We start from the raw sequence: 14045 nt of genomic DNA, 5'->3' as shown, positions 1-14045 counted from the left end.
AGGGCGAGTGACTCAGCGCAGCTGGATCAGGCCTGATTCTGGCGGGCTGGAGCAGGCGCGACTGGATTGAGCCTGCTGAATTCAGCGCAGCCGAATCCTCGCGCCCGGTTCGGGTGGCTGGACCAGGGCGATTGAACTCAGCGCAGCTGGATCAGGCGTGGCCGGATTGAGCCTGCTGAATTCAGCGCGGTTGTATCAGCGCCCCGGTTCGGGTGCCTGGCTCAGGGCGACTGATTCAGCGCAGCTGGATCAGGGTGCCTGATTCTGGCGGGCTGGATCGGCGCAGCTGGATCGAGCGGCCTGGAATCAGCGCGGTTGTATCAGCGTGCCCGGCTCCAGTGGCTGGATCAGTTCGCCTGACCTCGGCGGCTGGATCGGCGCGGCTGGATCGAGTCGGCTGAACTCAGCGCAGTCGAGTCAGCGCGCTCGACTCAGGCACCCGAATGCGACGGAGACCGCTGAATCAGACGACAATGCCGCGAGCCGCGAGCCACGGGCGCGGGTCGATCTTCTTCGTGCCGCCCTGCCAGACCTCGAAGTGCAGGTGCGGGCCGGTGCTCTCGCCGCGGTTGCCGATTTCCGCGATCTGCTCGCCGCACTTGACCTTCTGGCCCTCGTGGACCGAGAAGCTGTTCATGTGGCCGTAGACCTGGATGGTGCCGTCGTCGAGCTGGATGCGGACCCAGAGGCCGAAGCCGCTGGCGGGGCCGGCCTGGATCACGGTGCCGTCGGAGGCGGCGTAGATCGGGGTGCCGATCGAGTTCGCGATGTCGATGCCGAGGTGGCTGCTTCCCCAGCGGGCGCCGAAGCCCGACGTGAACGTGCCGTGGGCCGGCAGGCAGGTCTTCGGGCGCTCGGCTTCTTCCTTGGCCTTCTGGGCGGCGACGGCTTCGGCCTTCTCGCGGGCTTCGGTGACCTTCAGGCTGTCGGCCATGCGGGCCGCCTCGGCGGAGGCGTTCATCGAGTGGCCGGAGGGCAGCAGTTCGGGGGCTCCCCCGGAACCCGCGCTGCCGAGGGTGAACGAGGCGCTCGCGTCCTGGGCGTTGGCGAGCGGGGTGACAGCGGCGTCGGAGTCGGCCGTCACGGTCTTCAGCGTCTGGCCCGCGGCGGCAGCGGCGAACGCGCCGGCCGCGACAGCCGCGACCACGACCCGTCCACGCAACGCGGACGACGGCGGAGCGATGCGGTGCGAACCCCGCACGCGGATGACCGCACCGTCCAGTGCGTCCTTCAGCGCCGGGGAAGGGGCTTGGCCGCCGGGGGAGCGGTGTGAAGCCAAGACAGGGCCTTCCATCGTCGGGGAGCCGGGTCGTCGCGGACTACGGGCGGGGGATCCCGTGAGCGAACCTCGGGGGTGGTTTGCTCGCGTCCTGCTTTGTGACCTGACTGTAATGGGGACCGGGGGACAGTAACGAAGGGGCACCGTTGTGAGCAAGGTGCCACCGCCGTTTCGGCCGAACGGGCGGACCCCATCACGCGGCTAGCTGTAGGGATTACCCAAAGTTAACCTGAAACTACTCCGTTTAGTGTGATCTCTATCTCAGGACTTTCGGGCACCTGCACCCCCGAACGGGCCCTTCCCCGCCCGTCGGACGGCCCCATCCCCGAAATAAACGTTTGCGGCCCGCGGTTGAAGGGAATCCGTTCGGGCGCTTGTGGCCCCGGTCACCCGCATCGCCGGGTGACCACCCGGATGCGGGGTCAACCGCCCTCCGACGGCGCGCCCACGCCGCGCCTCGGGCCGTGCCCTCCACCGTTCGCGGGTGCCTTGCTCTCGTATCCAGGCGTCCCCCCGCCGGGTTGCCGCCCCTCCCGCCCATTTCTCGACGCCCACGCCGTTGGCTGTGAACTTCGTCGAACCCCTCGGCCCGGCCGCCACTTGCGAGGCCCCTTGATCCCTGGACTGGGTGCGCGCTACTCCCGGGCCCGCGCGACCGCCTGGCCAACTGTGCGCCTTGAGTGTCGAGCGCGCGGCTCGCCGGCCTTCGTGTTCGGACCTGAGCGCGCCGTGCCACCGGTTGCGGTCCTCGCGGCACCTGCCCCGGCCACCCGCGCCACCGCCCGGGCGCTTTCGCTCCAGCAGGGTCTTGCGCGCCACTGCGGGCGCCGGGTGATGTCCGGCTTGCTAGCGTCGCCCTCGATGACTTCGTCCGAAGGACCCCAAGACGGGGACTCCTCCCCGGTCCGCTCCGGCTCTGAGCCGGACAGCCTCCGGTCGTCCGGTGCTGCGCGGAGGCCCAGTCTCGCCGAGCGGAAGGCTGCTGCCAGGGAGAAGGCGCGTGCTGACACTCGTCGAGCCGGGCGTCGGAAGGCGGCTGACCCCGACGGTTCGGGTGGCGTTTCCTCGCGGGTGAACGGCGCGACGTCCGGCGAACGGCCCGCCGCCGACCACCGCGGCAGTGCGACCGCCGCCGTCGAGGGTCAGCACGGTGAGCGCGGCGGCGCTGGGGCCAGCTCAAAGCGCGCCGATCCCGAGAGCCCGGCCAAATCCGCCAAACCGCCGAGCCCCACCAAACCGCCGAGCCCCACCAAACCACCGAGCCCAACCAAACCACAGAGCCCCGCGAAGTCCATCCAAACCGCGAAGCGCACCGAAACCGCGAAATCCGCAACCCTCACCACCACCGCGGCCGTCGAAACCGACTCGACCCCCCGTGCCTCCCTCCAACCCCCGCGTGCCTCCCTCCAACCCCCGCGTGCCCCCTTCCAACCCGACCGCGAATACGCCGACCGCACCCCCTCACCTCGGCTCAAATCCGCCGTCACCCTCCTCGCCCTCGGCGCCCTGGCCCTCACCGCCGGCGCCGGCCTCCCCGTCTCGCCCGACGCCGGCCCCGGCTTCCTCGCTTGGCCGCTGCTGGCGCTGCTGGCCCTCGTCCCCGCCGGGATCGTGGCGGCGGCGGCCTACAGCGGCAGGCACGGGCTCGCGGCGGGCCTGACCACCGGCCTCGCCGCCCTGGCCCCGGGCCGGCTGCTCCTCGACCTGCAATTCCTCGCCAACGGCTCCAAAACCGTCCGCCCCGAGCTCTACCTCCCCGACCGCCTGCTGGACCGCAGTGCGGTGGGCGCCGGGTTCTGGCTGCTCGTCGCCGGGCACGTGCTGACGATCGTCGCGGGGATCGTGGCGGCGCAGGTGGCGCGAAGCCTCAACGAGGTGGCCGGCGACGACGGCGGGCGGCGGCGTTGGCGGCTGGTCGTGCCGTTGCTCGCGGTGGTGGGGGGTGTCGGTCTGCTGATGGCGCCCGTCGTGTCGGACAACCCCTTCCTTCCGGCGCGGTCCGCGTTCGAGGGTCCCGGGTTGGCGCTCACCGGGTACCTCCTGCTGGCTGGGGCGCTGCTACTGGCCGTCGTGCTGGGATTCGGGGCGGCGTCCGACGGTGTGGCGCGCGGGACGCTCGGCGGGGCGGCCGCGGCGACATTCGCGGTGGCGCTTCCACCGCTGCTGAGCGGGCTGGCGGTGAGCGGGCTGCACCTCGCGTGGGGGCCGGTCGTCGCCGTGGTGGCGATGGTGCTGGTCCTGGTTCTGGTGCCGTCGGCGACGCCACAGGTGGCCCAGGTCGAACGCACCGACCTCGCCGGCGAGGCGCGCGTGCCGAGCCTGACGTTGTGGCGGGCCGTCACCGCGTTGCTGGCCGTGCTGACCGCCGGCGCCGCGCTCGTCGGGGCGTTGGCACCGCAGCTGGACACCGCCACGCAGAGCCCCGCCCGATGGGTTTTGCTCGTGGCGGCGGTGCTCACCGTGCTCCCAGCGCCCTTCCTCTTCTCGAGCGGCACGGCGAAAGCCGCCCGGGGCGTCCTCGCCGTCGTCTGGGCGGGGGTGGTGCTCGCCGGCACGGCCGTGCTCAGCACCGCCCTCACCGTGTCGCAGGCGACGGGCCTGGGCGGGGCCCTCGGCGGCACGATCAGCTACCACCTCGGCGCCGGTGCCGTCTTCACCGCGATCGCCCTGGGCCTCGCTGGGCTGACGGCGCTCGCGGCCGTGATCACCGGCGTGGTCGAGCGCGACGACGAAGGCACCGAAGGCCCCCGCCCCCACGTGCTGCTGCCCGCGTCCGTTGCCGCGGTGCTCGCCGTGGTCGCCTTCAGCGCGCCCGTGTTCCGTGCGCCCGACTACCCGGCGCCCGGGATCTGGTCCGATTTCGACACTCCGTCGTGGGGACTGCTCACCGCCCTGCTGGTGGTCCTGGCCGTGCTCGCCCTGAGCGTCCGCTCGCGGCCCGGCGCCGCGGCGGCCGCGCTCGCCGGGGCGGTGCTCGTGCTCGCCGTCCACGTGGCAGAGCTGCCGCTCGTGGACATCGCCGGCCGGGCGCCCGGGCTAGGGTTCTGGTTCGGGCTCGCCGCAATTGTCGCCACGGCAACAGCGGCCTTCACGGCCGCGGCGGGCGCGAGAAACCCGCGAAAAAGCACCGTCGGTGGGCGGACTCACACCGTCTGACCGCGTACGGTGACCGACTTCACCAGGTGCGGAGTCCCCTGCCTCTTCGCTGGTCGCTAACCTCGACTGGTCCGACAGCGCGGTCCGGAAACGGACCACCACAGTGGCGTGTCGTCAGGAGACTGGAGTAGTGGACCTCTACGAGTACCAGGCGAGGGATCTCTTCGCCGCCCACGGAGTACCGGTTCTGCCGGGCTCGGTGGCAAACACCCCCGAAGAAGCCAAGGCCGCCGCGGAGCAGATCGGCACCCAGGTCGTCGTCAAGGCGCAGGTGAAGGTCGGCGGACGAGGCAAGGCCGGTGGCGTCAAGCTGGCCCAGACGCCGGACGAGGCCAAGGAGAAGGCGGAAGCCATCCTGGGTCTCGACATCAAGGGCCACATCACGCGCCGCGTGCTCGTGGCGGAAGCGTCGGACATCGCGTCCGAGTACTACTTCTCCTTCCTGCTGGACCGCGCGAACCGCACGTTCCTGGCGATGGCGTCCTCCGAGGGCGGCATGGAGATCGAGCAGCTCGCGGTGGAACGCCCCGACGCGCTCGCGAAGATCCCCGTCGACGCGATCGCCGGCGTCGACAAGGCCAAGGCGCTCGAGATCCTGAAGGCCGGCAACTTCCCGGCCGAGATCATCGACGAGGCCGCCGACGTCGTCGTGAAGCTCTGGGAGACCTTCGTCTCCGAGGACGCCACCCTCGTCGAGGTCAACCCGCTGGTGCGCGACCCCCAGGACAAGATCATCGCCCTGGACGGCAAGGTCACGCTGGACGAGAACGCTTCCTTCCGCCAGGCCGGGCACGAGGCCCTGGTGGACAAGGACGCCGAGAACCCCCTCGAGGCGAAGGCCAAGGCCAAGAACCTCAACTACGTCAAGCTCGACGGCCAGGTCGGCATCATCGGCAACGGCGCCGGGCTCGTCATGTCCACTTTGGACGTGGTGGCGTACGCGGGTGAGAAGCACGGCGGCGTGAAGCCGGCGAACTTCCTCGACATCGGCGGCGGCGCGTCGGCGGAGGTCATGGCGGCCGGTCTGGACGTCATCCTCAACGACACCGACGTGAAGAGCGTCTTCGTCAACGTCTTCGGCGGCATCACCGCGTGCGACGCGGTCGCCAACGGCATCGTCGAGGCCCTGAAGATCCTGGGCGACGAGGCCACCAAGCCGCTGGTCGTCCGCCTGGACGGCAACAACGTCGTCGAGGGTCGCCAGATCCTGGCCGACGCGAACCACCCGCTCGTCACCGTGGTGGACACAATGGACAACGCGGCCGACAAGGCTGCCGAGCTCGCCGCGGCAGGTGCGTGAGATGTCGATCTTCCTGAACGAGAACAGCAAGGTCATCGTGCAGGGGCTCACCGGCTCCGAGGGCATGAAGCACGCGACCAAGATGCTGAAGTCCGGCACGAACATCGTGGGTGGCGTCAACGCCCGCAAGGCCGGCCAGACCGTGAGCATCGAGGGCAAGGACCTCAAGGTCTTCGGCACCGTCGAAGAGGCCATCAAGGAGACCGGCGCCGACGTGTCGGTCATCTTCGTGCCGCCGAAGTTCGCCAAGGACGCCGTGCTCGAGGCCGTCGACGCCGAGATCCCGCTCGCCGTGGTGATCACCGAGGGCATCCCGGTGCACGACTCGGCCTACTTCTGGGCCCACGCCGTCGCCAAGGGCAACAAGACCCGCATCATCGGCCCGAACTGCCCGGGCGTGATCAGCCCCGGCAAGTCCAACGCCGGCATCATCCCCGCCGACATCTCGGGCCCGGGCCACATCGGCCTCGTCTCGAAATCCGGCACGCTGACCTACCAGATGATGTACGAGCTTCGTGACATCGGCTTCTCCACCGCCGTCGGCATCGGTGGTGACCCGATCATCGGCACCACGCACATCGACGCGCTGGCGGAGTTCGAGAAGGACCCCGACACCAAGGTCATCGTGATGATCGGTGAAATCGGTGGCGACGCCGAGGAGCGGGCCGCAGCCTTCATCAAGGAGAACGTGACCAAGCCGGTCGTCGGCTACGTCGCGGGCTTCACCGCCCCCGAGGGCAAGACCATGGGTCACGCGGGTGCCATCGTGTCCGGTTCGTCCGGCACGGCGGCTGCGAAGAAGGAAGCCCTCGAGGCTGCCGGCGTGAAGGTCGGCAAGACCCCGAGCGAGACCGCCGTCCTCGCGCGCGAGCTGTACAACAACCTCTGACCTGCGCAAACGCGGGTCACAGGGGCCGGGCACCAGAATGGGTGCCCGGCCCGCTGCGTTTCCGGCTGCAACCGATCGGGCATTCCCTGCGTCCAACGGCACGGACGGGGGACCCTCGGATGCGCTAGCGTTTCGGCGACGCGGCCGGCACGTGATCCGTCCGGGTGCCACCTTCCCCCCGGAGTTGCCGGCGAACGACAGGAGAGCTTCCGATGACCTTCCCCAGCGGCGGGCCTGGCTACCCCCAGCAGGGCGGCGGCCAGCAGCAGCCCCCTCAGGGACCGCCCCCGTCGGGCGGGTTCCCGCAACAGCAGCCGCAGCAGGGTCCGCCGGCCTCGGCCGGCCCGGTGCTGCCGCAGAACCTTCCGCTCGTGCTCGCGCTCGTGGTGACCGTGCTGGGCGTCGTGCAGTACTTCATCGGCTTCTCCGACGAAGCGGGTGACGTGGGCCAGGAAACGATCTTCCTGCTCACCGGTGGCCTGCTCGCGGCGATGCACGCGCTGCCCAAGGCGCCGCGGGTGCTGCCCTTCGCCGCGCTGTTCAGCGTGGTCGGCGCGCTCGGGGCGCTCGACACGACGGTGGCCGAGCGGTCGACGCCCGGCATCGTCACGGTGGTGCTGATCCTCGGCATCGTGCAGATGCTGGTCGCGGTGGCCGCGCTGCTCATCGAGTACGGCATCGTCAAGCCGCCGGCGCCGAAGCCCGCGGTGCCGCACTATCAGCAGTACGGCCAGTACCAGCAGCAGCCCCAGCCGGGCCAGTACCCGCAGCAGCCGGGCGCGGCACCGCCGGGGCAGCAGGCCACCACGTACGCGCCCCAGCAGGGCCAGTTCTTCCAGCAGCCGCAGGGCGAGCAGGGCAAGAACCCGGGCACGCCGCCGGGTGGCTTCGGCCAGCAGGGCTGACGCCAGAACGTCGCTGGAACACCCGCTGTGACTCTCCGTGTCACAGCGGGTGTTTTCTGTTGTTCGGGTGCCCCCGACCGGGTGGGTTGGGTTCGCCACGCCGGGCCGGGGCGGCGTGCCTCACCCGGACGGACCAGCGCGGATGTCAAGGTGCGAAGCATGCACATGCTCACCAGTTCTCCACGCCCGCCGGGCGGCGAGCCGGTGGGCGACACCGTCGAACTCGACGCCGAGGTCGCTCCGGCCACCCGGGTGCGCGTGTTGCTCACCGCCGCCTTCGGCCCGCTGATCACCGAGTACGCCGTGGTCGCGACCCTGCTCGCGCTCGTGGCGCTGTCCGCCGAGCGCACCGCGTTCTCCGCCACCGGCATGCTGCTCACGGCCGGGCCTGGCTGGCTCGCGGCGTTCCAGGTGCAGCTCGGCATCGCCGGCCACCCGCTGGGTGTGCTGCCGCTGCTGCCGACGATCGGTGCCGTGCTGCTCGTGGCGCGCACGGCGTCCGGTGTCGCGCTGCGGCTCGGTTTCACGACGGTGCGCCAGGCCGTCCCGTTGATCTGCGTGATCGCCACCGCGCACGCGTTGTTCGGGCTGCTGATCGGCCTGCTTTCGCTGAGCGCGCCGGTGTGGGCGAACCCGCTGCTGGCGTGCGTTGTGCCCGGGGTGTTCGCGGCGCTCGCGGCCACGGGCGGGGCGGTGCGCCGCTGCGGCCTGCCCGCTTCGGTGGCCGACCGGCTCGACCCGCTGGCCGTGCGGGGTCTGCGCGCCGGCGCGCTGGGGCTGGCGGCCCTGCTGGCGGTTGGCGCGATCGTGTTCGCCGCCGCCACAGTCAGCTCCTGGTCCACTGTGGACGATCTGTTCGAGCCCTCGTTCGGCAACAGTTTCGGGTTGCTGCTGCTTTCGGTGGCGTATTTGCCCAACGCCGTGGTGGCCGCGCTGTCGTTCGTCACCGGTCCCGGCTTCACGGTCGGGTCGCTCGACGTCAGCCTCATCGGGTACCGCGGTGGTGCCGTGCCCGCCGTGCCGCTGCTCGGTGGCATCCCCGAGCACACCGCCTCGTGGTGGCCGGTGCTGCTGGTGCTGCCGGCGGCGGTCGGCGCGCTGGTCGGCTGGTCGGTGCGCCACGCCGACGGCGACCCCGCCGGGCGGATCCGCATGGTCGCCGTCGCGGGTGCCGTGGTCGCGTTCGGCTGCGTGGTGCTGGGGACGCTCGCGGGCGGCCGGCTCGCCGACGGTCCGTTCGACCCGGTCAGCGTGCCGGTCGGGGTGGCGTCGATCGTGGCGTTCTGCTGGATCGTGATCCCCGGCGGGTTCGTGGCGTTCTTCGCGGGTGCCCACGAGCCGGCGGCACCGCCGGAACCGATCGAGGTCGAAGACGAGTTCGCCGAGCCTGGCGACGAGGATCCGGCGGAAGAGCCCGGGGAGTCCCTGGAGTCCGGGAAGGAGTCCGAGAAGTCCGAAGAGGACATGGACGAAGCAGACGTCGACGAGCTCGACCCGTGTGAAGTGCTCGAGGACGCCGACCCCGAAGACCTCGACACCGACGAGTTCGAAGCCGAGTTCACCGAGCCCGAACAGCTCGACGCCCCCGAGGCGCCGGCACAGCGTCAACCCGAACAGCGCCAGCCCGAACAGCGCCAGCCCGAACAGCGCCAGCCCGAACAGCGCCAGCCCGAACAGCGCCAACCCGAACAGCCCGAGCCCGACTACGACGAGTACGACGCCGAAGCCGAGGCAGAACTGGGCCTCGAGCTGCCCGAAGACGTCGCGCTCGACGAGCCGGAACGGCACTCCGGCGAGCCCGGTGCTGTGACCGAGTCCACCGACGGCTCCGGTGAGGACGAGGGCCGCGAGCGCGACCGTTAGGGTTGGGGTGACCTGGTGAAGCGCGGTGCGCCCGAGGTGCGCCGCCGCCGTGCAAGGAGCCCGTTCTGGCCAGCCGCTTGGACCTGCCGACCCCGGTGAAGATCGTTGTGCTCGCGTCCGGTTCGGGCACGCTGCTGCAGGCCGTGCTCGACGCCGTCGCCCGCCCCGCCTTCCCGGCGCGGGTCGTGGCCGTGGGCGCCGACCGCACCGGCATCGAGGCGCTGGCGCGGGCCGAGCGGGTGAGCGTGCCGTCGTTCACCGTCCGCGTCGCCGACCACCCCGACCGCGACGCGTGGGACAAGGCGCTCACCGGCGCCGTGGCCGCGTACGAGCCCGACCTGGTGGTGTCGGCGGGGTTCATGAAGATCCTCGGCGAGCAGTTCCTGTCGCGGTTCGCGAACCGGGTGATCAACACGCACCCGGCGCTGCTGCCGTCGTTCCCGGGGATGCACGCGGTGGCCGACGCGCTGGCCGCCGGCGTGAAGGTGACCGGGTCGACCGTGCACTTCGTCGACGCGGGTGTGGACACCGGCCCCGTCATCGCCCAGGAGGCGGTGGTCGTGGAGGCCGACGACACCGAAGACGTCCTGCACGAGCGGATCAAAGCCGTGGAACGCAGGCTGCTGGTTGAAACGATCGAGCGACTCGGCCGTGGTGGCTGCACCGTGGACGGACGAAAGGTGAGGTTTTCGTGAGCACTCCAGAGGGACGGCGCCCGGTCCGGCGCGCGCTGATCGGCGTCTCGGACAAGGCCGGCCTGCTCGAGCTCGCGACCGGTCTGCACGCCGCGGGCGTGGAGATCGTGTCGACCGGCGGCACCGCGAAGGTGATCGCGAACGCCGGGGTGCCCGTCACGCCGGTGGAGCAGGTGACCGGGTTCCCCGAGTCGCTCGACGGCCGCGTGAAGACGCTGCACCCGCGCGTGCACGCGGGGCTGCTCGCCGACCAGGGCAACCCCGACCACGTGGAGCAGCTGCGCAAGCTCGAGATCGCGGCGTTCGACCTGCTCGTGGTGAACCTGTACCCGTTCACGCAGACCGTCGCGTCGGGCGCGAGCCCCGAGGACTGCGTGGAGAACATCGACATCGGCGGCCCGGCGATGGTGCGTGCGGCCGCGAAGAACCACGGCAGTGTCGCGGTGGTCGTGGACCCGGCGCGCTACGCGTGGGTGCTGGAGCAGGTCACGGCGGGCGGCTTCGAGCTCGTGGACCGCAAGCGCTTGGCGGCTCAGGCGTACGCGCACACGGCGGCGTACGACACGGCTGTCGCTTCGTGGTTCGCCAACGTGTACGCGCCCGCCGACGACTCCGGGTTCCCCGATTTCCTGGGCGCCACCTGGGATCGCGGCGACGTGCTGCGCTACGGCGAGAACCCGCACCAGAAGGCGGCGCTGTACCAGAGTGGCCAGCCGGGCCTCGCGCACGCGGAGCAGCTGCACGGCAAGGCCATGTCGTACAACAACTACGTCGACACCGACGCCGCGCGCCGTGCCGCGTTCGACTTCGCCGAGCCCGCAGTCGCGATCATCAAGCACGCCAACCCGTGTGGCATCGCGGTGGGCGCGGACATCGCCGAGGCGCACCGCAAGGCCCACGCGTGCGACCCGGTTTCGGCCTACGGCGGCGTGATCGCCACGAACCGCCCGGTGACCGTCGATGCGGCCGAACAGATCGCCGAGGTCTTCACCGAGGTCGTGCTGGCGCCCGACTTCGAGCCGGAGGCGCTGGAAATCCTGCGGCGCAAGAAGAACGTGCGGCTGCTCAAGCTGCCGGTGATCGAGAACCCCGCGCCCGTCGAGCTGCGCCCGATCTCCGGCGGCGTGCTCGTGCAGACCGTCGACGCGATCGACGCCCCCGGCGACGACCCCGCCAACTGGCAACTCGCCACCGGCACGGCGGCCGACGCACAGACCCTGGCCGACCTCGCCTTCGCGTGGCGCGCCCTGCGTGCGGTGAAGTCCAACGCCATCCTGCTCGCCCACGACGGCGCCACCGTCGGCGTCGGCATGGGCCAGGTCAACCGCGTCGACTCCTCGCGCCTGGCCGTTTCGCGGGCCGGCGACCGCGCGAAGGGCTCGGTCGGCGCTTCCGACGCGTTCTTCCCGTTCCCCGACGGCCTCGAGGTGTTGCTCGAAGCCGGCGTCCGCGCCGTGGTGCAGCCCGGCGGCTCCATCCGCGACGCCGAGGTGATCGCGGCGGCGGAGAAGGCGGGCGTGACGCTGTACCTGACGGGTACGCGCCACTTCGCGCACTGAGGTTTGTCACGGACAACGGGGCCGGCTCGTCGGAGCCGGCCCCGTTGTGTTTCAGCTCAGTTCAGTCCGGCCCACCGCCGGATCGTCGCGGTGGCCTGTGCGCGCTGCGTGGCGGGCAGGTCGGCGACAATCGAGTTGTGGTTGCCGCCAGGGATGGTGAATCGGTAAACGTCCTGGGTCCCGGGTCCCAGGCGGAAGGTTCGGCGCTCCACGGATCGTTCTGGCCGTAGGTGAACATCAGGTCGCGGCCCTGCGTCTTCACCCGCAGATCGATGTCGGGCATCGCCGGCGCGTCGTAGTGCGGGATCGGGATCGAGGCCGGAACGGCCGTCCTCGGCACGTCGATGCCCGGGTCGCGCAGCAGGTCACGCAGGTAGCTGTCGTAGGCGATGGGTGAGCCCATCTGGGTGGCCGCTTGGTAGTAGTACGCGGTCAGTGGGCCGAGCTCCTGGGCCGCGTACGAGTTGAGGCTGTCTACCTGCTCGAACCACGCCCACAGCTGCTCGGCCGGAGCGCCGGGCTTCGGGATGGCCGCGCAGTCCGACTCCGATTGGTACTGCCGGAAACCGAAGTACGAGTCGATGACCGAGATTTCGAGTGACCGGTCCGCCGAACCGGCCGTGGTGAACGTGCAGCCGTTCTTCTGCGCATCGGCTTCGGCAAGCTTGCCGAGCTCTCATGCCGCTTCAGGGCGTGGGTGCGGAGTGGGCGATCGTGTCGGTCACGTCGTTCGGGAAGAAGCGACGGTGATCTGCGGTGCAGCAGGGTGAGCCGCTCCTGGAACGTGCGGCCGTGCGGGTTCCGGTGGTCGACCGGCTGGGTGAACTCAAGCTCGAAGTACTTGTAGTCGCCCAGCGCCGTGGTTTCGGACACGACGGTGAGGCCGGGGACTTTCGCCAGTGCCGCTTCGATGTCATCGCTCGGCGCCGCGCCGGCTGAGGTGGTAGTGCCGGCCAGAGCGGCGGCGGTGACGGCTGCGGTGGACAGCAGCGTGAGAAGTCGGCGCACGGTGGTCTCCCCGTTGTTTCGACAGCGCTGGGATCGGCTTGCCGAAGCTACAAGTGGATCTTCCGGTGGGAGCCCTGATGATCCACATGGTGTCCTGCGGGGTCGTGACCTTTGCACATCCGGCACGGGGGCTTGCCCCTGGCGGGTACCACGGACGGGTGACCAGGAAAGCGGCACCGCTTCCGACTTGACACGGGTGCTGGGACGCGGTGTACTTGAGGAATCGAACAGGTGTTCGACTTGTTGGCAGGGTGTCGCGAGCCGCCTTCCCCGCGGTGCGTCGGTGCTCGCCCTGTGGGGGCTCTGGCCTGGGCCTGCGGTGGGGCGGGCGCCGGCGTGGGCGCGAGGGGAGGTGGGTGCGGTGACGGCAGTGGTGGAGCCGGTGGCTCGGCTCGCGGCGCTGCCCGGCGTGAGCACGGCGAGCCGGGTGGCGGAGCAGGCCGAGCAGGCCAGGGTGACGGGAAGGGTGCTCCCGGTTTCCCCGGCGCTGGCCGGCTTGCTGCCCGACGCGGGGCTTCGGCGCGGGAGCACTGTGGCGGTCCACCGCTCCCCGTCGCTGCTCCTCGCCCTGCTCGCCGAGGCCACCGCCGCCGGGTCGTGGGCGGCGGTGGTCGGCGTGCCCTCCCTGGGCATCGCCGCGGCGGCGGAACACGGTGTCGCGGTGTCGCGGCTGGCTCTCGTGCCCCGTCCGGGGGCCGAGTACGCGGCTGTGGTCGCCGCGCTCCTCGACGGCGTCGATCTCGTGGTCACCGAGCCCCGCTCACTGCGCCCTGCCGTCGCCCGGCGGCTTTCCGCTCGCGCGCGCCATCGGGGGGCCGTGCTGCTGTCCCTCGGGCCGTGGCCCGCGGCCGATCTCGACCTCCACTGCACGCCCGGCCCCTGGACCGGTTTCCTGGGCTCCGGCGCGGGTTTCCTGCGCTCTCGCCCCGCCGAGGTCCACGCCCGCGGCCGCGGCGGGGCTGCGCGTCCCCGGTCGATCCCGGTCATCCTCCCCGGTCCCGACGGCCGCGTGCTGCCGGCGGAACCGTTGGCGATCCCGGTGGATCTTCCGTTGCAGCGCCTCGATGAGGAGGTTGCGGGATGAGCCGGCTGTTGCCATGGCGGGGTTTCCGGGTCCGTGCCGCTGTCTGTGGGGCGGCTGCTTCGCGCCGTGGCCCGGCATCGCGGCGGTGTGCGGAGGTCGCGAAGGCCGGCTCCGCGGCACCCGGATCGGCCCGGCCCGGAGCAGAACACGCGAAACCACACCGAGCCATCCGAAACAACCGAGCCATCCGAAACAACCGAGCCATCCGAAACAACCGAGCCACCCGGGGCTACCGAGACACCCGGGGCACCCGCGTCACCTCCGTCCACATCGGACACCAGGAATCCGCATGACCATCACCCAAGAA

At 71.1% G+C, this 14045-nt stretch carries 9 protein-coding genes and 2 pseudogenes; 8 read left to right on the top strand and 3 right to left on the bottom strand.

The genetic code is table 11. From position 1 onward, the window contains the following. Positions 1 to 463 precede the first annotated feature (463 nt). On the bottom strand, positions 464 to 1147 hold the full coding sequence (locus ACWEOE_RS08015) for a M23 family metallopeptidase (protein ID WP_452005691.1): 684 nt from the start codon (positions 1145 to 1147) through the stop codon (positions 464 to 466). 1203 nt (positions 1148 to 2350) lie between these two features. Here ACWEOE_RS08015 and ACWEOE_RS08010 point away from each other — a divergent pair. From ACWEOE_RS08010 to purH, 7 genes are all read left to right on the top strand, one after another. Next, on the top strand, positions 2351 to 4435 hold the full coding sequence (locus tag ACWEOE_RS08010; RefSeq protein WP_452005509.1) for a hypothetical protein: 2085 nt from the start codon (positions 2351 to 2353) through the stop codon (positions 4433 to 4435). A 130-nt stretch (positions 4436 to 4565) separates the two neighbouring features. Further along, a complete protein-coding gene (sucC, locus tag ACWEOE_RS08005; protein WP_364053688.1) occupies positions 4566 to 5735 on the top strand; it encodes an ADP-forming succinate--CoA ligase subunit beta in 1170 nt (389 codons plus the stop codon). Between the two features lies 1 nt (position 5736). After that, on the top strand, positions 5737 to 6624 hold the full coding sequence (gene sucD / locus ACWEOE_RS08000; protein ID WP_452005505.1) for a succinate--CoA ligase subunit alpha: 888 nt from the start codon (positions 5737 to 5739) through the stop codon (positions 6622 to 6624). Positions 6625 to 6836: 212 nt separating this feature from the next. Continuing rightward, positions 6837 to 7529: a DUF5336 domain-containing protein gene (locus ACWEOE_RS07995; protein ID WP_452005502.1), complete on the top strand. Its 693-nt coding sequence runs from the start codon at positions 6837 to 6839 to the stop codon at positions 7527 to 7529. 159 nt (positions 7530 to 7688) lie between these two features. Next, entirely contained in the window at positions 7689 to 9392 is a 1704-nt protein-coding gene (locus tag ACWEOE_RS07990) for a cell division protein PerM (RefSeq protein ID WP_452005499.1), read from the top strand. A 77-nt stretch (positions 9393 to 9469) separates the two neighbouring features. Beyond that, a complete protein-coding gene (gene purN, locus ACWEOE_RS07985) occupies positions 9470 to 10087 on the top strand; it encodes a phosphoribosylglycinamide formyltransferase (RefSeq protein WP_452005496.1) in 618 nt (205 codons plus the stop codon). Continuing rightward, positions 10084 to 11646, top strand: coding sequence for a bifunctional phosphoribosylaminoimidazolecarboxamide formyltransferase/IMP cyclohydrolase (gene purH / locus ACWEOE_RS07980; protein WP_452005493.1), 1563 nt, complete (start codon positions 10084 to 10086; stop codon positions 11644 to 11646). Before purN ends, purH begins: the two co-directional genes overlap by 4 nt. Before the next feature lie 56 nt (positions 11647 to 11702). Here purH and ACWEOE_RS07975 read toward each other — a convergent pair. Together ACWEOE_RS07975 and ACWEOE_RS07970 are read right to left on the bottom strand one after the other, a co-directional pair. Next, positions 11703 to 12250: pseudogene (locus ACWEOE_RS07975) on the bottom strand (aminopeptidase); the annotation flags it as partial. A 209-nt stretch (positions 12251 to 12459) separates the two neighbouring features. Next, a pseudogene (locus ACWEOE_RS07970) lies at positions 12460 to 12519 on the bottom strand (hypothetical protein); the annotation flags it as partial. A gap of 496 nt (positions 12520 to 13015) precedes the next feature. Between ACWEOE_RS07970 and ACWEOE_RS07965 the strand changes: the two are divergent. Next, positions 13016 to 13738, top strand: coding sequence for a hypothetical protein (locus ACWEOE_RS07965; RefSeq protein WP_452005490.1), 723 nt, complete (start codon positions 13016 to 13018; stop codon positions 13736 to 13738). Positions 13739 to 14045 lie beyond the last annotated feature (307 nt).

Source organism: Amycolatopsis sp. NPDC004368, from assembly GCF_053602515.1.
This window is presented reverse-complemented; position numbering and strand designations above follow the sequence as displayed.